23 protein-coding genes are annotated in these 24,848 nt (G+C 68.3%); 13 read left to right on the top strand and 10 right to left on the bottom strand.

The features are described from left to right. Positions 1–6: 6 nt before the first annotated feature. The 3 genes from ompR to JI745_RS25955 all read left to right on the top strand — a co-directional run bounded on the left by ompR (position 7) and on the right by JI745_RS25955 (position 3,201). A complete protein-coding gene (gene ompR / locus JI745_RS25965; protein ID WP_201813413.1) occupies positions 7–741 on the top strand; it encodes a two-component system response regulator OmpR in 735 nt (244 codons plus the stop codon). Positions 742–817: 76 nt separating this feature from the next. Then, a complete protein-coding gene (locus JI745_RS25960; RefSeq protein ID WP_310738777.1) occupies positions 818–2,146 on the top strand; it encodes an ATP-binding protein in 1,329 nt (442 codons plus the stop codon). Then, entirely contained in the window at positions 2,143–3,201 is a 1,059-nt protein-coding gene (locus tag JI745_RS25955) for a metallophosphoesterase (RefSeq protein WP_201813412.1), read from the top strand. Before JI745_RS25960 ends, JI745_RS25955 begins: the two co-directional genes overlap by 4 nt. A 13-nt stretch (positions 3,202–3,214) precedes the next feature. Here JI745_RS25955 and ispF read toward each other — a convergent pair whose 3' ends face one another. Together ispF and ispD are read right to left on the bottom strand one after the other, a co-directional pair. Next, positions 3,215–3,715: a 2-C-methyl-D-erythritol 2,4-cyclodiphosphate synthase gene (gene ispF / locus JI745_RS25950; RefSeq protein ID WP_201813411.1), complete on the bottom strand. Its 501-nt coding sequence runs from the start codon at positions 3,713–3,715 to the stop codon at positions 3,215–3,217. After that, positions 3,712–4,404 carry a 2-C-methyl-D-erythritol 4-phosphate cytidylyltransferase gene (gene ispD / locus JI745_RS25945; protein ID WP_201813410.1) on the bottom strand — a complete coding sequence of 231 codons (693 nt, stop codon included), beginning with the start codon at positions 4,402–4,404 and terminating at the stop codon, positions 3,712–3,714. The genes ispF and ispD overlap by 4 nt, the downstream gene beginning before the upstream one ends. 99 nt (positions 4,405–4,503) lie before the next feature. On the opposite strand from ispD, the gene mfd reads away from it, so the two are divergent. Both mfd and serB read left to right on the top strand, forming a co-directional pair. Next, positions 4,504–7,944: a transcription-repair coupling factor gene (gene mfd / locus JI745_RS25940; RefSeq protein WP_201813409.1), complete on the top strand. Its 3,441-nt coding sequence runs from the start codon at positions 4,504–4,506 to the stop codon at positions 7,942–7,944. Positions 7,945–7,961: 17 nt separating this feature from the next. Beyond that, positions 7,962–8,672, top strand: a complete 711-nt coding sequence (gene serB / locus JI745_RS25935) for a phosphoserine phosphatase SerB (protein ID WP_201813408.1) — start codon at positions 7,962–7,964, stop codon at positions 8,670–8,672. On the opposite strand, the gene JI745_RS25930 is transcribed toward serB, so the two are convergent. The 4 genes from JI745_RS25930 to JI745_RS25915 all read right to left on the bottom strand — a co-directional run bounded on the left by JI745_RS25930 (position 8,673) and on the right by JI745_RS25915 (position 12,739). After that, positions 8,673–10,229, bottom strand: a complete 1,557-nt coding sequence (locus tag JI745_RS25930; protein ID WP_201813407.1) for a methyl-accepting chemotaxis protein — start codon at positions 10,227–10,229, stop codon at positions 8,673–8,675. It lies immediately after the preceding gene. A 97-nt stretch (positions 10,230–10,326) separates the two neighbouring features. After that, positions 10,327–10,974: a pyroglutamyl-peptidase I gene (gene pcp, locus JI745_RS25925; protein ID WP_201813406.1), complete on the bottom strand. Its 648-nt coding sequence runs from the start codon at positions 10,972–10,974 to the stop codon at positions 10,327–10,329. An 8-nt stretch (positions 10,975–10,982) separates the two neighbouring features. Next, a complete protein-coding gene (gene rraA / locus JI745_RS25920; RefSeq protein ID WP_201813405.1) occupies positions 10,983–11,480 on the bottom strand; it encodes a ribonuclease E activity regulator RraA in 498 nt (165 codons plus the stop codon). A 107-nt stretch (positions 11,481–11,587) separates the two neighbouring features. Then, a complete protein-coding gene (locus tag JI745_RS25915; protein ID WP_201813404.1) occupies positions 11,588–12,739 on the bottom strand; it encodes a PhnD/SsuA/transferrin family substrate-binding protein in 1,152 nt (383 codons plus the stop codon). Positions 12,740–12,987: 248 nt separating this feature from the next. Here JI745_RS25915 and JI745_RS25910 point away from each other — a divergent pair, with 248 nt between their 5' ends. Both JI745_RS25910 and JI745_RS25905 read left to right on the top strand, forming a co-directional pair. After that, positions 12,988–14,235 (top strand): sulfite oxidase, encoded by a 1,248-nt coding sequence (locus JI745_RS25910; protein WP_201813403.1) that lies wholly within the window; start codon positions 12,988–12,990, stop codon positions 14,233–14,235. Beyond that, a complete protein-coding gene (locus JI745_RS25905; protein ID WP_201813402.1) occupies positions 14,232–14,549 on the top strand; it encodes a cytochrome c in 318 nt (105 codons plus the stop codon). The genes JI745_RS25910 and JI745_RS25905 overlap by 4 nt, the downstream gene beginning before the upstream one ends. Here the strand turns inward: JI745_RS25905 and JI745_RS25900 are convergent, their stop codons facing one another. Further along, positions 14,550–15,032 carry an Lrp/AsnC family transcriptional regulator gene (locus JI745_RS25900; protein ID WP_255545785.1) on the bottom strand — a complete coding sequence of 161 codons (483 nt, stop codon included), beginning with the start codon at positions 15,030–15,032 and terminating at the stop codon, positions 14,550–14,552. Between the two features lie 100 nt (positions 15,033–15,132). Between JI745_RS25900 and yedA the strand changes: the two genes are divergently transcribed. Beyond that, positions 15,133–16,038, top strand: coding sequence for a drug/metabolite exporter YedA (yedA, locus tag JI745_RS25895; RefSeq protein ID WP_201813400.1), 906 nt, complete (start codon positions 15,133–15,135; stop codon positions 16,036–16,038). On the opposite strand, the gene JI745_RS25890 is transcribed toward yedA, so the two are convergent. Continuing rightward, positions 16,016–17,728 carry a thiamine pyrophosphate-binding protein gene (locus JI745_RS25890; RefSeq protein ID WP_201813399.1) on the bottom strand — a complete coding sequence of 571 codons (1,713 nt, stop codon included), beginning with the start codon at positions 17,726–17,728 and terminating at the stop codon, positions 16,016–16,018. The two genes, yedA and JI745_RS25890, sit on opposite strands and share 23 nt — an antisense overlap. Further along, positions 17,725–18,972, bottom strand: coding sequence for an MFS transporter (locus JI745_RS25885; protein WP_201813398.1), 1,248 nt, complete (start codon positions 18,970–18,972; stop codon positions 17,725–17,727). Before JI745_RS25885 ends, JI745_RS25890 begins: the two co-directional genes overlap by 4 nt. Positions 18,973–19,061: 89 nt before the next feature. On the opposite strand from JI745_RS25885, the gene JI745_RS25880 reads away from it, so the two are divergent. The 5 genes from JI745_RS25880 to JI745_RS25860 all read left to right on the top strand — a co-directional run bounded on the left by JI745_RS25880 (position 19,062) and on the right by JI745_RS25860 (position 23,983). After that, positions 19,062–19,907 (top strand): helix-turn-helix transcriptional regulator, encoded by an 846-nt coding sequence (locus tag JI745_RS25880; protein ID WP_201813397.1) that lies wholly within the window; start codon positions 19,062–19,064, stop codon positions 19,905–19,907. Between the two features lie 179 nt (positions 19,908–20,086). Next, complete coding sequence (locus tag JI745_RS25875) at positions 20,087–21,370, top strand: hypothetical protein (RefSeq protein ID WP_201813396.1); 1,284 nt, start codon at positions 20,087–20,089, stop codon at positions 21,368–21,370. 320 nt (positions 21,371–21,690) lie between these two features. Then, complete coding sequence (nadA, locus tag JI745_RS25870) at positions 21,691–22,797, top strand: quinolinate synthase NadA (RefSeq protein WP_201813395.1); 1,107 nt, start codon at positions 21,691–21,693, stop codon at positions 22,795–22,797. A 17-nt stretch (positions 22,798–22,814) separates the two neighbouring features. After that, positions 22,815–23,681, top strand: a complete 867-nt coding sequence (gene nadC / locus JI745_RS25865; protein WP_201813394.1) for a carboxylating nicotinate-nucleotide diphosphorylase — start codon at positions 22,815–22,817, stop codon at positions 23,679–23,681. Between the two features lie 17 nt (positions 23,682–23,698). Beyond that, entirely contained in the window at positions 23,699–23,983 is a 285-nt protein-coding gene (locus JI745_RS25860) for a late competence development ComFB family protein (RefSeq protein WP_201813393.1), read from the top strand. Here JI745_RS25860 and JI745_RS25855 read toward each other — a convergent pair. After that, positions 23,980–24,798: a crotonase/enoyl-CoA hydratase family protein gene (locus JI745_RS25855; protein WP_201813392.1), complete on the bottom strand. Its 819-nt coding sequence runs from the start codon at positions 24,796–24,798 to the stop codon at positions 23,980–23,982. The two genes, JI745_RS25860 and JI745_RS25855, sit on opposite strands and share 4 nt — an antisense overlap. Between the last annotated feature and the right edge of the window lie 50 nt (positions 24,799–24,848).

Below are 24,848 nucleotides of genomic sequence, written 5' to 3'. Positions count from 1 at the left end.
CCCACCATGACGCCTACGCCCAATGCCCGCCCCGACCGCGTCGTCGTGGTGGACGACGATGCCCGCATCCGCGACCTGCTGCGCCGCTACCTGACGCAGGAAGGCTTCGAGGTGCTGCTGGCCGAAGACTCGAAGGCGCTCAACCGCGTGCTGACCCGCGAGACCGTCGACCTGATCGTGCTCGACCTCATGCTCCCCGGCGAAGACGGCCTGTCGATCTGCCGGCGCCTGCGCGCCGCCAACGACGTGACGCCCATCATCATGCTCACCGCCAAGGTGGAAGACGTCGACCGCATCGTCGGCCTCGAGGTCGGCGCCGACGACTACCTGCCCAAGCCCTTCAACCCGCGCGAGCTGCTCGCCCGCATCCACGCCGTGCTGCGCCGCCGCCCGGCGATGGAAGCACCGGGCGCACCGGCGAAAGACGCGCAGACGGTCACCTTCGGCCCCTTCGAGTTCGACCTGGCCCTGCGCCGCCTCTCGAAGGACGGCGAGCAGATCGCGCTCACCACCGGCGAGTTCTCGATGCTCAAGGCTTTGGTGCGCCACCCGCGCCAGCCCCTGAGCCGCGACAAGCTGGCCCAGCTGGCCCGCGGCCGCGAGTTCGAGCCCTTCGACCGCAGCCTCGACGTGCAGATCTCGCGCCTGCGCAAGATGATCGAACCGGACCCCTCTCAACCTCGCTACATCCAGACCGTGTGGGGCGTGGGCTATGTCTTCGTCCCTGATGGCGCGGCCTGACCGGAAAAAGCCGGGCAAAGGCTCCAAGTCGGGGCCTTTTTTTGCGCCCACGGTACCCGACGGGCTGCCGGATCTCGTGCCACGCAAGGCCGTTGCGCTGAGCCTCTTCTGGCGCACGTTCTTCCTGCTCGCGATCCTGCTGCTGGGTGGGGTGTTCGCGTGGGTGCAAACCTTTCGCGCGCTCGAATTCGAGCCCCGCGCGGTGCAGCAGGCGCAGCAGGTGGCCAGCCTCGTCAACCTGTCGCGGGCCTCGATGAAGTACGTGGACGACATCAACCGCGTCACGCTGGTCAAGACCATGGCCACGTCGGAGGCGGTGAAGATCGTGCCGCGCGAGCCCAACGACAAATGGGAGCCCTTCGAGGGCGACCGTTTCTCCAAGACCATCAGCGACGAGCTGCACTCGCGCCTGGGCGCCGACACGGTGGTGGCCGGCTCGGTCAACGGCATCGCCGGGCTGTGGGTCGGCTTCTCGGTCGAGAAAGACGCCTACTGGCTGCAGGCCGACCCGACCAAGGTCCGCATGATGGCCGGCAGCAGCTGGGCGCTGTGGGTGACGATCGCCCTGCTCGCCACCGTGCTCGGCTCGGCCGCGATCGCGCGCCTCATCAACCAGCCGCTGCGCGACCTGTCGTTTGCCGCCAGCCGCATCCGCGACGGCGAATACGAATCGCAGCTCGACGAGAACACGCTCACGAGCGAGATCCGCCAGGTCAACATGGGCTTCAACCGCATGGCGCGCGAGCTGGCCAAGGTGGAGGAAGACCGCGCGGTCATGCTCGCCGGCATCTCGCACGACCTGCGCACGCCGCTGGCGCGCCTGCGGCTCGAAGCCGAGATGAGCGTGCAGGACGAAGAAGCCAAGAAGAACATGGCGATGGACATCGACCAGCTCGACGCCATCATCGACAAGTTCATGGACTACGCCCGCCCTGGCGAGACCAAGCTGGTGCCGGTGCACGTGTCGAGCCTGGTCGAGCGCGAGATGCAGGGCTTCCGCGACCCGAGCCAGATCCGCATCAGCTCGCGCGTGGCGATCGATGCCAAGGTGATGGCCGACGAGGTGGAACTCGGGCGTGTGTTCCAGAACCTCTTCGAGAACGCGCGCCGCTACGGCCGCTCCACCGACACCGGCATCGCCCGTGTGCAGGTGAGCTATGCGCGCACCGGGCCGTGGGTGATCCTGTCGGTCCGCGACCATGGCCCAGGCGTGGCGCCCGAGAAGCTCAAGCAGCTGACGACGCCCTTCTTCCGCGGCGACGCGGCGCGCACGGCGGCCACCGGCGCCGGCCTGGGCCTCGCGATCGTGGAGAAATCGGTCGCGCGCATGGGCGGCAGCTTCGAGCTGGCCAATGCGATGGACGGGGGGCTCGTGGCCCATGTGCGCTTGAAAAAGGCGCCATGAGGCGAGCGGGCCGTCTGACACACCCACGGGCCGAGCCTTCCCCGATCAGCCTCCAGTGGCGCGCGGCCATCGTGGCGCTCGCCGCGGTGGGCACGCTCTTCGTGCTGCTGGTCTGGAATGACTTCCGCGACACCTGGTACTCGCGCGGCTACGAGCGCCACTCGCTGTGGCACCTGAGCCTGTACTGGGGCCTGTGGGCGCTGTGGCCGCTCATCGGCTGGCTGGCCTGGCACGCGGTTCGCGCACTGCGCGTCGGGCGCAAGCGGCTGGCCCTCCTGAGCGCCGCCGCGTTGCTGGCCTGCGCCGCCCTGGCCTGGGCGCGCTTCATCGAGCCACAGCGGCTGGTAGTGCGCGAAACCGTGCTCGGCCGCGAATGCGGTGCGCAGGTGGCGCTCATCTCCGACATCCACTTCGGCAAGTTCACCCGGGCCGACGACCTGCAGCGGCTGATCGACCGCCTGAACACGCTGCCGATCGACGCGGTGCTGGTCGCCGGCGACTGGACCTTCGGCCCGCCCCGCGACCTGGCCAAGACCTTCGCCCCGCTGCGGCAGATCAAGTACCCGGTGTTCGGCGTGCTCGGCAACCACGACGAGCAGATGCCGGGGCCGCCCCTGGCCGAAGAGCTGCGCGAAGCCCTGCGCGCTGCCAACGTGCAGCTCGTCGAAAGCCGCTACGTGCCGCTCGGCCGCTGCACGCTCGCCGGCATCGGCGACCTCTACGCCGGCCTGGCGGTCACGCACCTGCGCCACGTGGAGATCGACCCGCCCGCCGCCCCCACCGCGCGACGCGTGCTGCTCACGCACAACCCCGACGTGGCCATCCGCATGACGCCGGGCACGGCGGCACTGGTGCTGGCGGGCCACACGCACGGCGGCCAGGTCCACATCCCGCTGCTGACGACGCAGATGCTCAAGCGCAACAACCGCGGAGGCTTCGAGCAAGGCCTCTACACGCTGCCCCACGCACGCGTGTTCGTCACGCCTGGCGTGGGCATGGACCTGCTGCCCCTGCGCTTCTTCGTGCCGCCGACGATCGACGTGCTGTCGCTCTGAGCTGAGGCCCTGATCAGGCCTTCACGATCAGGCACACCGCACGCGCCTCGATCGATTCGCCGCGCCCGACCGGGCCCATGTTCTCGGCCGTCTTGGCCTTCACGTTGACCTGCTCCACCGGAATGCCCAGCGCGATGCCGATGCGCTGGCGCATCGGCTGGATGTGCGGCGCCATCTTGGGCGCCTGGGCAATGATGGTGCTGTCGACGTTGCCGATGATCCAGCCGGCGGCCTTCACGCGCCGCCCTGCTTCGGTCAGCAACGCCAGCGAATCGGCGCCGCGGAACTGAGGGTCGGTGTCGGGAAAGTGGCGGCCGATGTCGCCCAGTGCCGCCGCGCCGAAGAGCGCGTCGGTGATCGCGTGGCATAGCGCATCGGCATCCGAATGGCCTTGCAGCCCGTGCGTGTGCGGGATCTCCACGCCGCCGAGGATGAGCTTGCGGCCCGTCACGAGCGCGTGCGTGTCCCAACCTTCACCGATGCGCCAGCGCGGCACTTGGGGTTTGAGCGTCATGGGCGTGTCCTCAACAAACGTTCGGCCAGGGCGAAGTCCGCCGGCCAGGTGATCTTGAAATTTTCCATCGAGCACGGCACGAGCAGCGGCGCGTGGCCGAGGGCTTCGATGGCGCTCGCTTCATCGGTGACGGCGTCGCCGGCATGCGCCAGCGCGTCCTGCAGCAGGCCGATGCGGAACATCTGCGGAGTCTGTGCGGCCCACTTGCGGGCGCGGTCCACGGTGGCGCTCACGCGGCCGGCCGTCTCGGCCTTCAGTGTGTCGGCGAGCGGCAGCGCGAGCAGGCCGCCGATGGGGTCGTTCACGCAGGCATCGATCAGCGCATCGATCCAGGCGGGCTGCACCAGGCAACGCGCGGCGTCGTGCACCAGCACCCAGTCCTCGGCCTGTGCACCGCGCTCGCGCAGGTGGGTCAGGCCGTTGGCCACGGTCATCGCGCGGCTCGTGCCGCCGACCTTGGCGACCCAGGCGGTCGTGCCAGACAGGTGCTGTTGGAACTGATCATCCCGCGGGCTCAGCACCACGAGGGTCTGGCGCAGTCGCGTCACCCGTGCCAGCGCATCCAGTGTGTGCTGCACCATCGGCTTGCCCGCGACCTCGGCGTATTGCTTCGGCCCGCCCGCACCGGCCCGTTCGCCGATTCCAGCGCAGGGCACCAAGGCATACAGATCGGCAGGAGATGCGCTCATGTCAGCAGGCTGAAAAGGGTGCGAATTCTATAATTCGGCCTCGCATCGCCCCGGGGGACCGCCCAACCGGGGCGTGTTCGTTTTGTGTCGTGTCCCTGCATGCAGATTCCCTCGCTCGCTCCTGGAAAACGCTTCACCCTGCCCCGCCCCCTCGGCTCGGCCGATGCCTTGCTGCTGGCGCGATTCGCGCAGGCGCAAAAGGCACAAGGGCACATCACCGCCATCGTCACCGCCGAGCCGGCCGACACGCAGCGGCTCGAAGGCGAGCTGCCTTTCTTCGCGCCCGAACTGCGGGTGGCCGTGTTCCCCGATTGGGAGACGCTGCCCTACGACACCTTCTCGCCGCACCAGGACCTGATTTCCGAGCGCCTGGCCACACTCTGGCGCATCCAGCAGGGCGAGGTCGACGTGGTGCTGATGCCGGCCTCCACCGCCCTCGTGCGGCTCGCACCGCCGAGCTTCCTCGCCGGCTACACCTTCCACTTCAAGCAGAAGACCCAGCTCAACGAAGCGGCGCTGAAGGCGCAGCTCACGCTCGCCGGCTACCAGCATGTGAGCCAGGTCGTGTCGCCGGGTGAATACGCGGTGCGCGGTGGGCTGATCGACCTCTTCCCCATGGGCTCGCTGGTGCCCTACCGGGTGGACCTCTTTGGCGACGAGGTCGACAGCATCCGCACCTTCGACCCCGACAGCCAGCGCAGCCTCTACCCCGTGCCCGAGGTGCGCCTGCTGCCCGGCCGCGAGTTCCCGATGGACGAGGAGGCACGTGCCAAGTTCCGCGCGCGCTGGCGCGAGAAGGTCGAGGGCGATCCGACCAAGGTGCGGCTGTACAAGGACATCGGCACCGGCATCGCCACCGCCGGCATCGAGTACTACCTGCCGCTCTTCTTCGACAGCACCGCGCCGATCTTCGAGTACCTCGGCGCCAATGCCGCCGTCGCACTGCACGGTGACATCGACGAGGCGCTCAAGCGCTTCTGGACCGACACCCGCGAGCGTCACCGCTTCCTGCAGCACGACAAGGAACGGCCGATCCTGCCGCCGGAAGACCTGTTCCTGCGCCCCGAAGATTTCTTCACGCTCGCCAACGCGCATGCCGTGCTCGCGGTGCGCGGCAAAGAGCCGGTCGACTGGGCCCGCCCGCTGCCCGACCTGAGCGTGGACCGTGGCGCCCCCGATCCGCTCAAGCGCCTGCAACTGCACCTGGGGGCGACGCCGCACCGCGTGCTGGTCGTCGCCGAGAGCGAAGGCCGCCGCGAGAGCCTCCTGGAGCTGCTGCGCGACAACAAGATCGAGCCGCCGTCGGTGAAGAGCCTGGCCGAGTTCGAAGCCGGCGACGAGCGCTACGCGATTGCCGTGGCGCCCATGGCCGAAGGCTTCTTCTGGACCGAGCCCGACAAGAACATCCAGTTCGTCACCGAGACTGAACTCTTCGCGACGACGCCCACGGCAAGACGCAAGCGCAAGCAGGAGCAGGCCAGCGACGTCAACACGCTGATCAAGGACCTGTCGGAGCTGAAGGTCGGCGACCCGGTGGTGCACCTGAACCACGGCATCGGGCGCTACGTGGGCCTGGAGAACATCGACCTGGGCGATGGCCCGAGCGAGTTCCTGATCCTGGAATACGCCGACAAGGCGACGCTCAAGATCCCCGTCTCGCAGCTGCACCTCATCAGCCGCTACACCGGCGTGAGCCCGGAAGAAGCGCCGCTGCACAGGCTCGGCTCGGGCCAGTGGGAAAAGGCCAAGCGCAAGGCCGCCGAGCAGGTGCGGGACACGGCCGCTGAATTGTTGAATCTCTATGCGAGGCGCGCTGCCCGCGAAGGCTTCGCCTTCCGTTTCTCGCCGCACGACTACGAGGCCTTTGCCGCGAGCTTCGGCTTCGAGGAAACGCCCGACCAGAAGGCCGCGATCCACGCCGTCATCCAGGACATGGTCAGCCCGAAGCCGATGGACCGCCTGGTCTGCGGCGATGTGGGCTTCGGCAAGACCGAGGTCGCGCTGCGCGCCGCCTTCGTCGCCGTCACCGGCGGCAAGCAGGTGGCCATCCTCGCGCCCACCACGCTCTTGGCCGAGCAGCACTACCAGAACATCGCCGACCGCTTCGGCAAGTGGCCGGTGCGCGTGGCCGAGATCTCGCGCTTCCGCTCCAGCAAGGAGGTCAAGACCACGCTCGAAGGCCTGGCCGACGGCACCGTCGACATCGTGGTCGGCACGCACGCGCTCATCGGCGACAAGGTGAAGTTCAAGCGCCTGGGCCTCTTGGTGATCGACGAGGAACACCGCTTCGGCGTGCGCCACAAGGAGGCGATCAAGGCCATGCGCTCCGAGGTCGACGTGCTGACACTCACCGCCACACCCATTCCCCGCACGCTGGGCATGGCGCTCGAAGGCCTGCGCGACCTCTCCGTCATCGCCACCGCCCCGCAGCGCCGCCTCGCCATCAAGACCTTCGTGCGCACCGAAGGCTCGAGCGTGATCCGCGAAGCGGTGCTGCGCGAGTTGAAGCGCGGTGGCCAGGTCTACTTCCTGCACAACGAGGTCGAGACCATCGAAAACCGGCGCGAGAAGCTGCAGGAACTGCTGCCCGAGGCGCGCATCGCCGTCGCCCACGGGCAGATGCCCGAGCGCCAGCTCGAAGCGGTGATGCGCGACTTCGTGGCCCAGCGCCACAACATCCTGCTGTGCTCGACCATTATCGAGACCGGCATCGACGTGCCGAGCGCCAACACCATCGTCATCAGCCGGGCCGACAAGTTCGGCCTCGCGCAGCTGCACCAGCTGCGGGGGCGTGTCGGCCGCTCGCACCACCAGGCGTATGCGTACCTGCTGGTACCCGATGTGGAAAGCCTCACCAAGCAGGCCGGCCAGCGCCTGGAGGCCATCCAGGCCATGGAGGAACTCGGCAGCGGCTTCTACCTCGCGATGCATGACCTCGAGATCCGCGGCGCCGGCGAAGTGCTGGGCGACAACCAGAGCGGCAACATGATGGAGGTGGGCTTCCAGCTCTACAACGACATGCTGGCCGAGGCCGTGCGCTCATTGAAGGCCGGCAAGGAGCCCGACCTGCTCTCGCCGCTGAGTGCAACGACCGAGATCAACCTGCACGCGCCGGCCCTGCTGCCCAACGACTACTGCGGCGACGTGCACACCCGCCTCTCGCTCTACAAGCGCCTCGCCACCGCCGACAAGACCGAGCAGATCGACGCGATGCTGGAAGAGATCACCGACCGCTTCGGCAAACTGCCGCCGCAGGGTCAGACGCTCTTCGACGTGCACCGCCTGCGCGTACTGGCCAAGCCGTATGGCGTGTCCAAGATCGACGCCGGCACCTCGGCCATGGTCATCAGCTTCCGCCCCAACCCGCCGATCGACGCGATGCGCATCATCGAGCTGGTGCAGAAGAACCGCCACATCAAGCTGGCCGGCAACGAGAAGCTGCGCATCGAGCGCCAGACCCCTGACCCGAAAGACCGCGCCCAGCTCATCCGCGACGTGCTGCGCTCGCTCGGCACCCCGACCACCAAGCAACCCGCCTGAACTCCACAACCGCGTCCATGTCCGCACAAGAATTCGCCCCCGGCCTCGTCATCCAGCGCTTCACCCCGCCGCTCAAGCTCGCGGACTTCAAGCTCATCGCCTTCGACATGGACTCGACGCTGATCAACATCGAGTGCGTCGACGAGATCGCCGATGCCGCCGGCCGCAAGGCCGAGGTGGCGGCGATCACCGAGGCCGCGATGCGCGGCGAGATCACCGACTACAAGGAGAGCCTGCGCCGGCGTGTGACGCTCTTGAAGGGCGTGCCGGTGAGCGCGATGCAGCAGGTGCTCGACCAGCGCCTGCAGCTCAACCCCGGTGCGAAAGAACTCGTGCAAGCCTGCAAGGCGGTGGGCATGAAGGTGCTGCTGGTCTCCGGCGGCTTCACCTTCTTCACCGACAACGTGCGCGACCGGCTCGGCATCGACTTCACGCGCAGCAACGTGCTCGAAGTGGAAAACGGCGCGCTCACGGGCCGCATGGTCGACCAGCACTGGGGCGACATCTGCGACGGTGAAGAGAAACGCAAGATGTTCCTCGCCACCTGCACGCAGCTCGGCATCCAGCCTTCACAGGGCATTGCGATGGGCGACGGTGCGAACGACCTGCCGATGATGGGCGAAGCCGGCCTCTCGGTGGCCTACCACGCCAAGCCCAAGGTGCGCGAGCAGGCGATGGTCGCCATCAACACCGGCGGCCTGGACCGCCTGCTCGAAGTCGTGCGCTGATCAGGCGATCCGGAACGCGCTGACCGCCTGGCTCAGCGCCTGCGCCTGCTGCTTGAGACTCTCTGCCGCGGCCGACGACTGCTCCACCAGCGCCGCGTTGTGCTGCGTGGCGCTGTCCATCTGCGACACCGAGCTGTTCACCTGTTCGAGGCCGGTCGACTGCTCGACCGTCGCATCGGCGATGGCCCGGATCGTGCCCGACACCTCGCGCACCGACGCCACCACCTCCTGCATGATGCGGCCCGCATCGTTGGCCAGCGTGGAGCCGGCTTCGACGCGCTCTTCGCTGTTGCGGATCAGCACCTTGATTTCCTTGGCGGCCTCGGCCGAGCGCTGCGCCAGGCTGCGCACCTCGGCGGCCACGACCGCAAAGCCACGGCCCTGCTCGCCCGCACGTGCGGCTTCCACCGCCGCGTTCAGCGCCAGGATGTTGGTCTGGAACGCGATGCCGTCGATCACGCCGATGATTTCGCCGATGCGCTTGGAGGCAGTGGTGATCTGCTCCATCTGCTGCACCACCTCGCCCACCACCGAGCCGCCCTTTTCGGCGATCTCCGAGGCGCTCGCGGCCATCGTCGTTGCATCGCGAGAGGCGTCGGCGTTGCTGCGCACGGTGCTGCTGAGTTCATGCAGCGTGGCGGCGGTCTGCTGCACGTTGGCGGCCTGCGCCTCGGTGCGTGACGAGAGGTCGAGGTTGCCGCTCGCCACTTCGGTCGACGCGGTCGAGATCGACTCGGCGCCGATGCGCACGCCCGAGACGATGCCCGACAGGTTGCCCACCATGCGCTGCATGCTCGCGAGCAGGCTGGTCTGGTCGTTCTTGCGGGTGGCGATCTGCACCGTGAGGTCGCCCGACGCCACGCGCTCCACGACGGCGGCCACTTCGGCCGGGTCACCGCCCAGCTGGCGCAGCACCGAGCGCGTTACCGCGGCTGCGAGGCCCAGGCCCAGCAGCACCGACAGCACCACACCGCCGGCGAGCACCGCACGGCTGATCTTGTAGGCCCGCTCACTGCTGGCCGCGGCCGCGTTGCCGCCCTCGATGCTCAGCTGGACCAGCCGGTCCATGCGCCCTTCGACCTGCTGGGCGCGCGGGCGCATCTCCTCGTTCTGCAGCGCCATCGCCGCATCGTTGCCTTCCTTGCTCGACACCTCGAGCACCTGCTTGGTCACGTTGATGAACGATTCGTTGAGCGGCCCCAGCTCGGCGAGCAGCGTCTTCTGCTCTTCCATCGTGGCGAGCGCGGCGAATTCGGCGGCATGTTTCGCGTACAGCTCCAGCGCGGCCGTTGCCACGGCGGTATGGCGGCGCTTCTCCCGCTCGTTGGCAGCGGTGGCATGCTGCAGCGTGGCCAGGCGGATGGCCTGCAGGTCGGCACGCCATTCGAGCGCGGCGCGCACCGAGGGCATCCAGTGCGATTGCAGGTCGGCCGCGACGTGGTTGACCCGCCCCAGCTGCCACACGGCGCCAGCGCCCAGTGCCATCGTCAGCACGATGGCGACGCCAAACGAGGCGATCAGTCGATGGGAAAGTTTCAGTCGTTCAAACCAGCGCACGCGGTACCTCCTTCTGTGAATGCGGGCACGATCGGCCCGATCCGACGGATATCGGCAAACAGCTCGCGCGCTATAGCCCCGACTTGGGGCAAATGCCTCAGAACACCGCGCCGGCGCTGAGGGTCAGGTCGGTGCGAACGCGGATCGCCACCTCCAGCAGCAAATGCATTCCGCCCACCAGATCGGGCAAGGCCAGTGCGTCCAGATCGGGCACGTGGACGAAGCCGCCGCGCACGCCCTCGTGGGCCGGGTCGGTCGCCAGGGTGTGCATCAGGCCGTAGAAGACGTGGTTGCAGACAAAAGTGCCGGCGGTCTGCGACAGCTCCACCGGCAGGCCCTGCTTCTGCAAGGCCTGCAGCATCGCCTTGACCGGCAGGCTGCTGAAGAAGGCGGCCGGGCCGCCGGGCACGACCGGGGTGTCGACAGGGCGCGCGCCCTGGTTGTCGGCCAGGCTGGCATCGTTGAGGTTGATCGCCACCCGCTCGATCGAGATGGCACGCCGGCCGCTCGCCACGCCCACGCAGAGCACGAGCCCGGGCGTGTGCGCCGCGAGCAGCGCGCGCAGTTGCGCGACCGATTCGTCAAACACCGTGGGCAGCCGGGCCGCCACCACCCGATGGCCCGCCACCTGCCGGCCGTGCAAGGCCTGCACGGCCAGCCAGCTCGGGTTGAGCGAGGCGCCACCGAACGGGTCGAAACCCGTCAGCAGCACCCGCGGCTCGCTGATCTCGCCGGTGCGCGGCATTGCGCCGCTCAGGTCAAAGCGGAGGCACTGACGACGATGCCGTCTTCATCGGCGTACAGCCAGTCGCCGGGCCGCACCCACACGCCCTGGATCTGCACGGCCACGTCGCGCTGGCCCTCGTTGCGCTTCTCGGTGGGCAGCGGCATCAGCGCGAGCGCACGGATGCCCAGGTCGCAGATGGCGAGCTCGGCGCTGTCGCGCACACACCCGTCGACCACGATGCCGGCCCAGCCGTTCTTGGCGCCCGCGGCGCCCAGGTTGCCGCCGACCAGCGCACGCCGCAGCGAGCCGCCGCCGTCGACCACCAGCACGCGGCCTTCACCCGGGGTGTCGAGCGCGGCCTTCACCAGCGAGTTGTCTTCGAAGCACTTGACGGTGGTCACGCGGCCGGCGAACTTGAGGCGCTTGCCGTAGTCCTTGAACACCGGCGGCAGCACGCGGAACGTGCCGTCGGTGTTGTTCTTGTGGGTGTCGCAGAAGTCGCAGGTGGCGAAGTCGGTGGTCATGAATGGCGTCCTTCCAATGCCGGGGAATTCGGCACCGCCACCGGCATGTGGCGGTGCAGCACCCGCTGAAGTTTGCCATCGCGCCGGCCCTGCCCCGGCGCGCCCGATCAGTTCTGTGCGACCTGCAGGCCGGTGCCTTCCCATTCGGGCAGGCCACCGCGGAACCAGTAGACCTTCTTGAAGCCGGCCGCCACCGCCGCCTTGGAGGCCTTGTACGACTTCCAGCACTCGGCGCCGTTGCACGAGAAGATGGTCGGCTTCTCCTTGTCGAGCTTGGCGAGGTCGCGGAAGTCGTCTTTCGCGAAGTCGAAGGCCACGTCCTTCAGGCTCTTCTCGTGGTAAGGCACGAACACCGCCTGCGGAATGCGCTTGGCCTTGTATTCCTTCTCCGAGCGGGTGTCGACGATCACCGCGCCTTCGGCCACGAGCCTGCGCACGTCGGCCGCGGTGACGACTTCGGCGCCGGGCAGGCTGTTGGGCGTGAAGTAGCCGAGCTCGGCCACGGCCTTGTACATCGACATGTCGGGCCGCTCCGTCACCGCCTTCAGGCCCGAACTGGTGGCGTTGGTGGCAAACCAGCGTGCCAGCTTCTCGCGCGATTTCTCGGGCAGCGTCTTGCGCACCACCACCGAGAGACCGCCCGGCACCGGGATGGAGGTCGACACCGCATGCAAGGCACGGCCGCGTGACTTGACCCAGTCGTCCCACTCGGTCTGGCGCACCACGGTTGCATCGAACACGCCCATGTCGACGGCGATCAGCCCGGCGCTCGGCCAGCGCGCGAACTCGACCTGCAGGTTCTGGAACGACAGCCCTGCCGCGTTCAGCATGCCGCGCGCCACGTACGAGTACACCGAGTCCTGCTGCGGCAGGTACAGGCGGCGGCCGCCGAGCGCCGAGACGGTGCTGCTGTCGCGCCGGGTCACGAGCACGTACTGCTCCATCGGGTTGGTGGAGCCGATCAGCTCGTAGCCGCGCGACAGGGCCGAGGCCGCCACCTGGGGCGGGGCGATGTAGATGTCGACCTCGCCGGTGCGGGTGGCCCGCATCACGTCGGTCAGGTCCTCGTTGATGGAGACCTTGGCCACCTTGCCGGTGGCCTTGCTGAGGGCCGACTCGACGATGGCCGTGACGACGGCGAGCGAGTCTTTCTTCGAGGTCGGCTCGACCGCGATCATCGCGGTGACCTGCTGAGCATGGGCAAGGCCGGCGCTCAGCAAGAAGCAAGCGGCGGCCAGGGCGTGGCGGGTTCTCAACATGACGATGTCCTCCTGCGGTTTTTGAACCTGCCTTTGTTGCAAAGGCAGCACCTTCTTGTGCGAATGCTATTTTCGAGAGCACTTTCGTTCTCTTCGCAACAATAAACGCGCAAGGTGTAAGCAATCGATTCAACGACCTGTTGGGTTTCCAACAGGCTGGCTATGCTTCGCGCCCGTCAGTCCGCCTGACCCACGCCTACGCGACGGGTCTTCCTGAACCGCCAATCACCCTGGAGCGATCGACCGCCATGTCACAGCCCACCGATGTCCGCCGCCGTCAACTTCTTGCAGGCAGCGCCGCCCTCGTTGCCGCTCCGCTGGCGGGCTGTGCCACGGGCGCAGCGACGACCGCTGCCGCGCCGGCAGTGCCGGCCCCGGCCGTTCCGCCGGCCGCACCTGCCGCGCCCAAGCTGCCGGCCTATGCCGCCTGGAAGGATGCCGACAGCCTGATCATCCACAGCAGCAGCACGATCGAAACCAAGCGCAGCGCCATGGGCTCGAGCCTCATCACGCCGGCCGAGCGCCTGTACGTGCGCAACAACCTGCCGGCGCCGCCCGAGAGCGTGGTCGCCAACCGCGACGCCTGGGAAGTCGCCTTCGAAGGCGTGGCCAAGCCCGGCACGCTCACGCTCGCGCAGCTCAAGACCATCGACTTCACCTCCGTCGCCACCGTCCTGCAGTGCAGCGGCAACGGCCGCGGCTTCTTCCCGCACAAGCCGAGCGGCACGCCATGGAAGGTGGGCGCCGCCGGTTGCGTGATCTGGGCTGGGGTGCCGCTGAAGTCGGTCATCGAGCGCCTGGGCGGCGCGCAGAGCGGCATGCTCTACCTCACCGGCACCGGTGGCGAGAAGCTGCCCGAGGGCGTCGACCCGCTGAGCGTGATGGTCGAGCGCTCGGTGCCGATCGCCGCGCTGCAAGACGCGATGCTGGCCTGGGAAATGAACGGCGCGCCGTTGTCCGTCGCCCATGGCGGCCCGCTGCGCCTGGTGCTGCCGGGTTACCAGGGCGTCAACAACATCAAGTACGTCAAGCGCATCGCGCTCGCCCCGACCGAGAGCAAGGCCAGGATCATGTCGCACGGCTACCGCATGACGCCGATGGGCCAGAAGGCCGAGCCGACGCAGGCCTCGGTGCTGCTGATGAACGTGAAGTCGTGGATCAACACCCCTTCGGGCGACGGCGGCGGCAAGGTCGGCGCGGGCTCGGTGCAGATCCTCGGCGTGGCCTTCAGCGGCGGCTCGCCGATCAAGCGCGTGGAAGTGTCGACCGACGGCGGCAAGACCTGGCGCGATGCCAAGCTCGTCGGCCCCGACCTCGGGCCGTTCGCGTGGCGCCAGTTCGCCCTCTCGGCCAACCTGCCCGCCGGCAACCACGTGCTGGTGAGCCGCGCGACCGATGCGGCCGGCAACGTGCAGCCGCAGCAACGAGAGGAAAACCTCGCCGGCTACGGCAACAACAGCTGGGCCGACCACGCGGTGAACGTCGTCGCCGCGTGAACACCGCACTGCACTGCATCGCCGCGGCCGCCCTGGCCGCGTCCAGCCTCGCGGTGCAGGCCGATGAGCGCGAGGCGGGGCGCAAGCTCTTCACGAGCGGCACGGCGCCGTCTTGCGCCGTCTGCCACAGCCTGCGCGATGCCCAGGCCAGCGGCGAGATCGGCCCGCCGCTCGATGAGCTCAAGCCCGATGAGGCCCGCGTCTCGCAGGCGCTGCGCAACGGCCTCGGCGTGATGCCCTCGTTCCGCGACAAGCTCTCCGAGAAAGACCTCGCGCTGCTCGCCCGCTACGTGGCGCAGGTCGCGGGTCGCTGATCAGGCCTTCCGTCGACCGACGGGCGGCTTCACGTCTTCTCGGCGCGGCGGCAGCATGGCGTGGTGCTCGCGTGCCACGTTGAGGATGATGGCGGTGGAGGTCTCGGTGAGCAGGCAGAAGCGGCTCACCACCGCATCGAGGTGCGGCACGTCGATCACGGCGATCTCGAGGATCCAGCTGTCTTCGCCGGTCACGTTGAAGGCGTTGACCACCTCCGGCGTCTGGCTCACGAGCTTGACCACGCGGGCGTACTCGGCTCGACCCACGCGCACCAGCGCACGGATGCCGTAGCCGAGCTTCGACAGGTCGACCGACGCACGGTAGCCGGTGATGACGCCGGCCCCTTCGAGCTTGCGCACTCGCTCGGTGACGGCGGGCTGGCTCAGGTGCACGCGGCGCCCCAGCTCGGCCATGGACAGGCGGGCATCGGCCTGCAGCTCGGCGAGGATGCGGGTGTCGTAGGCGTCCAGTTCGGAGTTCAAGGCAAACCTCGCTTTCGGCTTTGAATCGGACAAGCAGCTGGCCGCGGAAAGCTTCAGTTTGCCATTCAAACCAGCACGCGCCCTTCCTACGATGCAGCGCATGGACAGAACTGCCGCCCTCTCCTCTTCCGACCGCGCGGGTTTGAGCCCGCTGTTGATCGCCTGCCTCGCCGCAACCTGGATCGTGTGGGGCTCGACCTACCTCGCGATCAAGTTCGCGCTGGTGAGCTTCCCTCCGTTCTTCCAGATGGGAACGCGCTTTCTCGTGGCCGGCCTGTCGGTGCTGGCGTGGATGGCGTGGCGCGGGGCGACCATGCCCTCGCGGCGGCAATGGGGGCACGCCCTCGTGGTGGGCGCGCTGATGCTGGGCGGTGGCATGGGCGGCGTGGCCTATGCCGAGCAGACGGTCGGCTCGGGTCTCGTCGTCGCGTTCATCGCGGTCGTGCCGCTGATGATTGCGGCGCTCAACCGCCTGTGGGGCATCAAGCCGAGCCGGCTGGAACTGGCGGGCATCGTCGTCGGCCTGTGCGGCGTGCTGATGCTGACGCAGGGCGCAGGCTTCCAGGCCTCGCCCGCGGGCCTGGCGGCGATCGCGATCGCCTGTGCGGCGTGGTCGCTCGGCAGCGTGCTGAGCCAGCGCAGCCTCCCGCTGGCACCGGGCCTCGCCGGGTTTTCAAGCGAGATGATCTGCGGCGGGGCGGTGCTGATGGCGATGTCGGCGCTGCGTGGCGAAGTGCCGCAGTGGCCGCCGGAACCCGCGGCCGCGGTGGCGTGGCTGTACCTCGTCGTCTTCGGCTCGCTGATCGCGTTCAACGCCTACATGCTGCTGCTCGAACGCACCAGCGCGGCCGTCGCGTCGAGCTACACCTTCGTCAACCCGGTGATCGCCATGCTGCTCGGCGTGGTGGTGCTGGGCGAGGTGGTGACCGCGTTCGAGTGGACGGCGGCCGGCGTGGTGCTGCTGGGGCTGGTGCTGCTGTTCCTCAAGCCTTCGGCGAAGACTTGAGTGCGGCGTCGCGGATGGCGGTGAGCGTGCTGCGGCTGGTGCTGACGTCGGCATCAAGCTTCAGATGCAGCAGGGACGGACGCTGCGAGGCCAGCGCTTCGGCGAAAGCGGGCTCGAACTCGTCGGTGCGCGAGAGCGACCACGCCTGCCAGCCGTAGGCCCGTGCGAGCGCCGCGAAGTCGGGGTTGAAGAGATCGCTGCCGCTCACGCGGCCCGGGTATTCGCGCTCCTGGTGCATGCGGATGGTGCCGTAGGTGCCGTTGTCGACCACCACGCTGATCAGCCGTTTGGCGCCATAGCCGGTGGCGGTGGCCAGCTCCTGCCCGGTCATCAGGAAGTCGCCATCGCCGGCGATGTTGACCACGGTGCGATCTGGGTAGAGCAACGACGCGGCCACGGCCGCCGGCACGCCATAGCCCATCGCCCCCGAGGTCGGCGCAAGCTGCGTGCGGCCATGGTGCTGCAGGCCGTGGTAGCGGCAGTAGCGGTGCAGCCAGCCGGCGTAGTTGCCGGCGCCGTTGGTGTAGACGGTGTTTTCAGGGGCAAGGCGCTGGATCGTCTTGACCACGACCGCCATGTCGAGCGGCTGAACCTCCTGCGCGACGTGGTTGGCGTCGTAGTCGGCATGGGCCTGCTCGGTCCACTCGGCCCACGGCAGCTGGGGCGGCGCGGTGAGGCCTTCGAGGGCCTTGGCGGCGCTGGCCATCGACGACTGCAGCAACAGGTCGGCCGCATACACACGCCCCAGCTCCTCGGGGCCCGCGTGGATGTGGATGAGCTTCTGCACCGGCCGTGGTGGCTGCAGCAGCGTGTAGCCGCTGGTCGTCATCTCGCCGAGGCGTGGCCCGATGGCGAGCACGAGGTCGGCGCTGCGGATGCGCTCGGCGAGCTTGGGGTTGATGGCGATGCCCACGTCGCCGGCGTACTGCGGGTGGCGGTTGTCGAACACATCCTGGAAACGGAAGGCGCAGCCGACTGGCAGCTTCCAATTCTCGGCAAAGCGCTGCATCGCGGCGCAGGCCGCGGCGTCCCAGCCGCCGCCGCCGACGATCACGAACGGGCGCTTCGAGGCGAGCAGCATCGAGCGCACCTCGCGAAGGCCGCCGGGCGCCGGCCAGGCATGCGCGGGCTCGGCCCGCGGCAGCACCGGAGAAGCCGTCGCCTTCGTCAGCATGTCTTCGGGGAGCACCAGCACCACCGGGCCGGGTCGGCCCTGCAGCGCGGTGTGGAAGGCCCGCGAGACGTACTCCGGCAGGCGGTCGGCGTCGTGCACCTCGCCCACCCACTTGGCGAAGCCGAGCGTGCCGGGGCCGAACATCTGGCGGTAGTCGACTTCCTGGAAGGCCTCGCGGTCGCGCTGGTCGCTCGCCACCTGGCCGATGAAGAGGACCATCGGCGTGCTGTCCTGAAACGCGGTGTGCAGGCCGATGCTGGCATTCGTCGCACCCGGCCCGCGCGTCACGAAACACACGCCGGGCCGGCCCGTCAGCTTGCCCTGCGCTTCGGCCATGAAGGCAGCGCCACCCTCCTGCCGGCAGGCGACGAAGCGGATCTTGTCGCGGTGCTCGTGAAAGCCATCGAGCGCGGCGAGAAAACTCTCGCCCGGCACGCCGAACACCGTGCTCACGCCCTGCGCCACCAGGGCCTCCACCAGCGCGTGGCCGGCGAGGCGTGCAGAAGAAGTCGTCATGCAGCGACTTTACGGGCCCCACGAAGTTGCGCAATGCCGATGCCGACGAGCGAGGCGGAGGCCACGCCCAACGTGAGCGCCAGGGCCGAGCCGTAGAACACGCCCGACGCCGAGCCGTGGTCGAGCAGCGCACCGAACACCGGTGCCGCGATGGCAAAGCCCAAGTCCAGCCCCGAGTACACCGTGCCATACACGCGGCCCGTCGCCCCGGGAGGCGCGGCCTGCTTGATGAGCATGTCGCGCGAAGGCCCGGCGAGACCCGCACCGAAACCCGCCAGCGATGCGACCGCACAGGCCAGCAGGCCCGGCAACGCGCCCGTCGCCACGATCGCCAGCAACAGCGCCGCGCCCATCAGGCAGAAACCGATGATGCGTTCCAGCCGCTCGGCGCGGTTCGCCAGGAAGCCCCCCGCCACCATGCCTGCCGCGCCGCACAGCATGTAGCCCGTCACGACGAAGGCCGTGATCGACAGCGGCAGGTCGTACATCTTCTGCAGCGCCGGGCTCGCAAAGCTCTGGATCGCGCTCAGCGACACCGTGGTCCAGAAGAAGAACGAGAAGCACAGCCACACCGACGGCAGGCGCAGGAAGGCCAGCGGGTGCTCGTTCACCGGCGCGGCCTTGGTGCTGCCCTTGGCCTCATGCGCCCAGCTGCCCACGCGGTCGTCGATGGCATCGCGGTGCAGCCACAGCACCGCCATCACGAAGAGGGCCCACACGCCCATGCCGGCGGCCGCGATGCGCCACGAGCCGGTGGCCGCCGTCAGGCCGGCGAGGAACACGGGCGCTGCGGCCCAGCCCAGGTTGCCGGTGATGCCGTGCACCGAGAACGCATGGCCCAGCCGGGGCTGCGACACGCGCTTGTTGAGGATGGTGAAGTCCACCGGGTGGAAAGGCGAGTTGCCCAGGCCGGCGAGCATCGCGGCCAGCATCAGGCCGGTGTAGCTCTGCGCCGTGGCCACGGCCAGCGCGGCGAGCACGAAGCAGCCCAATGCGACGAAGAGCACCGGCCGCGCACCCACGCGGTCGACGAGGAAGCCCGCCAGCGCCTGCCCCACGCCCGAGACGACGAAGAACACCGACACCAGGAGGCCGAGCTCGGAATAGCTGAAGCCGAAGTCGCGGATGAACAGCGGAAACAGCGGCGCCAGCAGCATGTGGAAGAAGTGCGAGGTGCCGTGCGCCAGGCCGATCAGGCTGATCGTCTTGGCGTCTTGCGACAGGGAAACGGAAGCAGAAGTCATGGGAGCTGCCGAGATGCAATGCCCGCACTCTAGGCGCCGGGTGAACGACAGAGTTACGATAGTTCGTCAACTTCTATCGAGAAACGGACATGACCCGTTCGCCTGCACCTCGCCGCCGCACCAGCGTGCCGCCCGTCGACCCGAAGCGTTATGCGCCAACGGCCGACTACCCGGTGCGCGCCAAGATGCGTCGCTTGGCGGCCGACACCCACATCGATCCGCACCACCACCCCTGGGGGCAGCTCGCGTTCTCGGTGACGGGCGTGATCCGCATGACGGCCACGCGCAGCACCTACATCGTGCCGCCGTCGCGCGCGGTGTGGATCCCGCAAAACGTGGAGCACATGGTCAACGTGGTCGAAGACGCCGAGATCCGCACGCTCTACCTCTATCAGGACGACAGGCACGTCGGCCCGGAGCTCAGCCCCCCGGCCGATTCGCCCTGGCGCCACTGCCGCGTGATCGAGGTCTCGAGCCTGCTGCGCGAGCTCGTGATGCACCTGGGCACCGAGCCCGGCGCCATCGTTCCCGGCCAGCGGCCCGGGCCGCGCGAGCAGCACCTGATCGCCCTCGTGCTCGACGAGCTGCGCCGCGCGCAGCAGGTGCCCATCGGCGTGGACCTGCCGCAGGACAAGCGCCTGCGTGTCTTGTGCGAATCGGTGCTCGACGACCCCACGCGCTGGAGCACGCTCGAGACCTGCGCCGCCGAGACCGGCGCCAGCGCGCGAACGGTGGCGCGGCTCTTCCGCAGCGAGCTGGGCACGACCTTCCTGCAGTGGCGCCAGCAGGTGCTGCTGGCCAAGGCGCTGACGATGGCCGCACGCAAGGTGCCGATGTCGGTGATCGCGACCGAACTCGGCTATGCAAGCCCCAGCGCCTTCACCGCGATGGTCAGGCGCTCGGTGGGGGCGCCACCGAGCGTGTTCTTCAGCTGAACTGCCGGTTGCCGCGACTTGCGAGCGCGCGCTGACCGCTCCTGCGGGCCGGCCCCCCTCAAACGAATGCCCCTTTTCAACCAATGGTTGCAAACCATGGGATGTCGTGAAGACGGCAGGGGCCTAGACTCCCGAGTCAACAGCGCCGCCCACGGCGCGGATGTACGGGAGTACAAGACATGCTCAGCTCGCTCTTCGGTGACTTGCGCACCATTCGCGGCCAGTCCGCATCTGGAGATTCGGACCAGGGCTTTGCCGCCACCGCCATCCTGGAGAGCGTGGCCACCGAGGTCAATGACCGCGGCCAGATGGTCGACAGCCACCAGCGCGACCTGGTCGTCTCGGGATCGCCTGCGCAGGCGATCCGCGATCACTTCACCGCCACCCGCGCCGACCTCGAGACGGCCACGCGGCTGATCGCGCTCTACGACCCCACGGCGGTGTGGGCGAGCGCGGTGATCAAGGCGCTGTCGGATGCGAGCGGCCGCCCTATCGAGCGCCTGCACCTGCGCGAGCAGGGCACGCTGCGCACACTGGCGATGATCGAGCGCACCACGCTCGAGCGCCGCAACGAGGACATGCTGCGCATCTACCACGCCGACGTGCGCGCCCCCGGCACCGCGAATGCGGCCGTGCCGCTTGCGCTGATGGAGCGCAGCCACATGACGGCCGTCATCGTCGGCGCCATGCAGCCGCATGCGATCGACGAGATGCTCGACACCCTGCAGGCCGCCGTGCGGCACGCCAACTGGCGCTGCCCCACCCTGCTCTTCATGCTGCCGCCCAACGCCGTGTGGATCGCCAACAAGATCGGCATGATCGAGTGGCCTGCGCGGCTCAAGGTACAGGTGCTCAACGAAGCGCTGACGAGCGCGTCGGCCGTGTGGAACTCGCTGCTGGGCATGTGGAACCGCGTCAAGAAGGAGCCCGTGTGGGGGCCGCCTCCTGCGCTGGCTCCCGGGCTCGACGGCTTCCAGATCAAGGTGGCCGACCTGTCCAGCCCCGCCCCGGGCGTGGAAGGCGCCAAGGTCTCGCTGCCCGTTTCCGCCACGGCCTACGAGGCCACGGTCCCCCTGCCGCGCCGCCCGCTGCTCGACCCCGCACTCGCCGAGCGTGCCCTGGAGGTGCTGTCGGCCCTTGACGGACTCTTTGCCTGCGCGGTGGTCGATGCCAGCTCCGGCCTCGTCCTCGCCAAGCAGGAGCAGCCAGGCCAGCCGGTCGATCTCGACCTCGCAGCCGCCGCCAGTGCGCAACTGCTGCGCACCCACCAGCACGTAGCCCGCCAGCTCGGCCTCACGACCGAGATCGACGAGGTGATGACGAGCGCCGGCCCGCGCCACCACGTCATGCGCCACGCCACGCGGCACAAGGGGCTCTTCCTGTTCGCCGTGCTCGACAAGCAGCGCACCAACCTCGCCCTCGCGCGATACAAGCTGATGGAAGCCGAGCAAAGCCTCGGTTGATCCAAGGCCCCCGCACACAGCGCCACTCGTGGCGCTTTTCTTTGCCCGCCGGTCGCCGTCTTTTGCACGACTGCGCAAAAACTCACCGAAAATCCGGCCGATTTCACGCGGCAGAGGCTGTCCTGGGGCAAATCCTGAGGCGATATATGTACGACCGTGCAAAACTAGATCCCATCAGCGCTTCAACCGCTGATCGTGTTTTCTGAGCTGTCGTCCCTTTGGGTGCGGTCCGCAAGGCCCGCACCCTTTTCTTTGCTGGTTTCCTTGCTGGGCTACCATGACCGACCCCGTGCCGGTCACGGATCACCTCACACCCAGCCATGAGCCAAGTGCTGTTCGACTACACGCGGCAAGACGCCACTGGCGCCAGCTGCACCGCCCAAGCCTGGGCCAAAGTCCCCGAGCCCCTCACCCCTGATCAGCGCCAGAGCTGGAAAGAGCGCGCGAAGGCGCTGCTCGCCAGGCACAACGCCGTGCTCGTCGCGCATTACTACGTCGATGGCGACCTGCAGGATCTCGCGCTCGAGACGGGCGGCATCGTGTCCGATTCGCTCGAGATGGCCCGCTTCGGCCGCGACCATGCCGCCAAGACACTTGTCGTTGCCGGCGTGCGTTTCATGGGCGAGAGCGCCAAGATCCTCAGCCCCGAGAAGCGCGTGCTGATGCCCGATCTGGATGCCACCTGTTCGCTCGACCTCGGCTGCCCCGCCGATGACTTCGCCCGCTTCTGCGATGCGCACCCCGACCGCAAGGTCGTCGTCTACGCCAACACCAGCGCGGCGGTGAAGGCCCGCGCCGACTGGATGGTCACGAGCTCCTGTGCGCTCGCCATCGTGAAGCACCTGAAAGACCAGGGCGAGAAGATCCTGTGGGCACCCGACCGCCACCTCGGCCGCTACATCCAGCAGCAGACGCATGCCGACATGCTGATGTGGAACGGCGCCTGCATCGTGCACGACGAGTTCAAGGGCCTCGAGCTCGACCTGCTCAAGTCGCAGCATCCCGGCGCGATGGTGCTGGTGCACCCTGAGTCGCCCGAAAGCGTGGTGAAGCAGGCCGACGTGGTGGGCTCCACCTCACAGTTGCTCAACGCGGTGGTGCAAGGCAACGCACCCGCCTACATCGTCGCCACCGACAACGGCATCCTCCACCGCATGCGCCAGCTCGCGCCGGGCAAAACGCTGATCGAAGCCCCGACGGCCGGCAACAGCGCGACGTGCAAGAGCTGCGCGCACTGCCCTTGGATGGCGATGAACGCCCTGCAAGGCGTGGTCGCCTGCCTGGAAAACGGCGTGGGCGAAATCCACGTCGAGGAGCCGATCCGCACCCAGGCGCTGGGCTGCATCGATCGCATGCTCGACTTCGTGAAGCGCAACCCCACTGCCATCCAGAAGCCGGGTTTGGTGCCCAACGTCGGCGCAGCCTGAACACTGCTCTTTTCGCCATGTACGACCAGAACGAAACCCTCGAACAAGCCCGCGAACGCAACATCGACGATGCACTGAGCGAAGACATCGGCCGCCACGACTGGACGGCCATGCTCGTGCCCGGCGCGCAGCGGGTGAAGGCGCGCGTGCTGGTGCGCGAAGAAGCGGTGCTGTGCGGGCGCGACTGGTTCGACGGATGCGTGAAGGCGCTCGACAACGATGCCCGCATCGACTGGCATGTGGACGAAGGCGCGCTGATGTCGCCCGACACGACCGTGTGCCACATCGAATCGAACGCACGCGCCCTGCTCTCGGCCGAGCGACCTGCGCTCAACTTCCTTCAGCTGCTCTCGGGCACCGCGACGATCACCCGCCGCCATGTCGACGCGATCGCCGGCGCCTCGCCCAACCCACGCGGCTGCGCCGTGCTCGACACGCGCAAGACCATCCCCGGCCTGCGCCAGGCGCAGAAGTACGCGGTGCGCGTGGGCGGCGGCCAGAACCAGCGCCTGGCGCTGTGGCACGGCATCCTGATCAAGGAGAACCACATCGCCGCGGCCGGCGGTGTGTCCCAGGCGCTGCGCCGCGCGCTGGCGCTGAACTCGGGCGTCGACATCCAGGTCGAGGTGGAAAACCTGGATCAACTGCGCGAGGCCCTCGATGCCGGCGCGCAGAGCGTGCTGCTCGACAACTTCACCGAGCCGCTGATGCGCGAGGCCGTGGCCATCACCCAGGGCCGCGCGCTGCTCGAAGTCTCGGGCAACGTGCAGCTGAGCCAGATTCGTGAAATTGCAGCCACCGGCGTCGACCGCATCTCCATCGGCCGCTTGACCAAGGACGTGAAGGCGGTCGACTATTCCATGCGGGTGCTCGAACGTCTTTGAGTCGTGCGCTCGACATCATGAGCGCTGCTGATTTCGAGTCGATCCACAACCACTACGAGCGGATCATCTTCGAGGCCGTGCTGGCCTCGTCCGCGAAGTACCAGGTGCCACGCGACCAGCTGGCCGACGTGGCCTGCGTGGCGCTGAACCGGCTGCCGCCGCGCTACGTCCGCCACGACGTGGACCTGGTCTTCTACCTCACCGAAAACGAACGCGCCCACAACGAAGTGGCCATCGCCGAGGCGGTGAAGTACGCGTTCGAATTCGTGCAGGCCCGAAGCGCCATGAAGGCGCGCGCCTAGCGGCCCTTGAACACCGCGGGGCGCTTCTCGACGAAGGAGCGCACGCCTTCGGCCCAGTCTTCGCTGGCGAAGATCTTGCGCTGGACGGCCGCGAATTCGGCGACGGCTGCCGCCGGCCCTTCTTCCACTGCCTTGATCGCGTTGAGGCGCGTCGCGGTCACCGCGAGTGGCGCCTGTGCGGCGATGCGCTGCGCAATCGCGAGCGCTTCATCGAGCACCTGAGCATTCGGCACCACCTTCTGCACGAAGTTGAGCCGGTAGGCGGTAGGGGTGTCGAACTCGTCGCCGGTCAAGAGGTACAGCATCGCGTTGCCCAGGCCTGCGCGCTCCGACATGCGCAGCGTCGCGCCACCGCCCGGCATCAGGCCGCGCTGCACTTCCTTCTGGCAGAAGCGGCAGTCTTCACCCGCCACCACGATGTCGGCGCCCAGCATCAGCTCGATGCCAACCGTGAAGCAGATGCCCTTCACCGCGGCGACCACCGGCTTGGTGCGGCGGCGGTAGCCGGGCTTGCCGAAGTCGTGCGGCTCGACCAGGCCTTCGGGGATCAACTTCTCGCCGCGCTCCAGGTGCGACTGCACGGCGGGCATGTCGAGGCCGGCGGTGAAGTGGTCGCCGAAGGCATGCAGCACACCGACGAACAGCGACGGGTCGTCGTCGAGCCGCGTGTAGGCCTCGCCGAGCTGGCGGAACATCTCGGGCGTCCAGCCATTGCGCTTGGCCGGGCGGTTGATGCCGATCAGGAGCACGTTGCCGACGACTTGCGTTTCGATGCAGCCGTGGGCCGGCAGGGGTGTGGTGGTGAGCAGTTCCATTTTTGGATTCGGGTTTGTGCGGGGGGACGGCCTGCAGCCGCGCAAGGGCT

This window comes from Piscinibacter sp. HJYY11, from assembly GCF_016735515.1.
Taxonomy (GTDB): Bacteria; Pseudomonadota; Gammaproteobacteria; order Burkholderiales; family Burkholderiaceae_C; genus Rhizobacter.
Note: the sequence above shows the minus strand (reverse complement) of the source record. Positions and strands in the feature narration are given on the sequence as shown.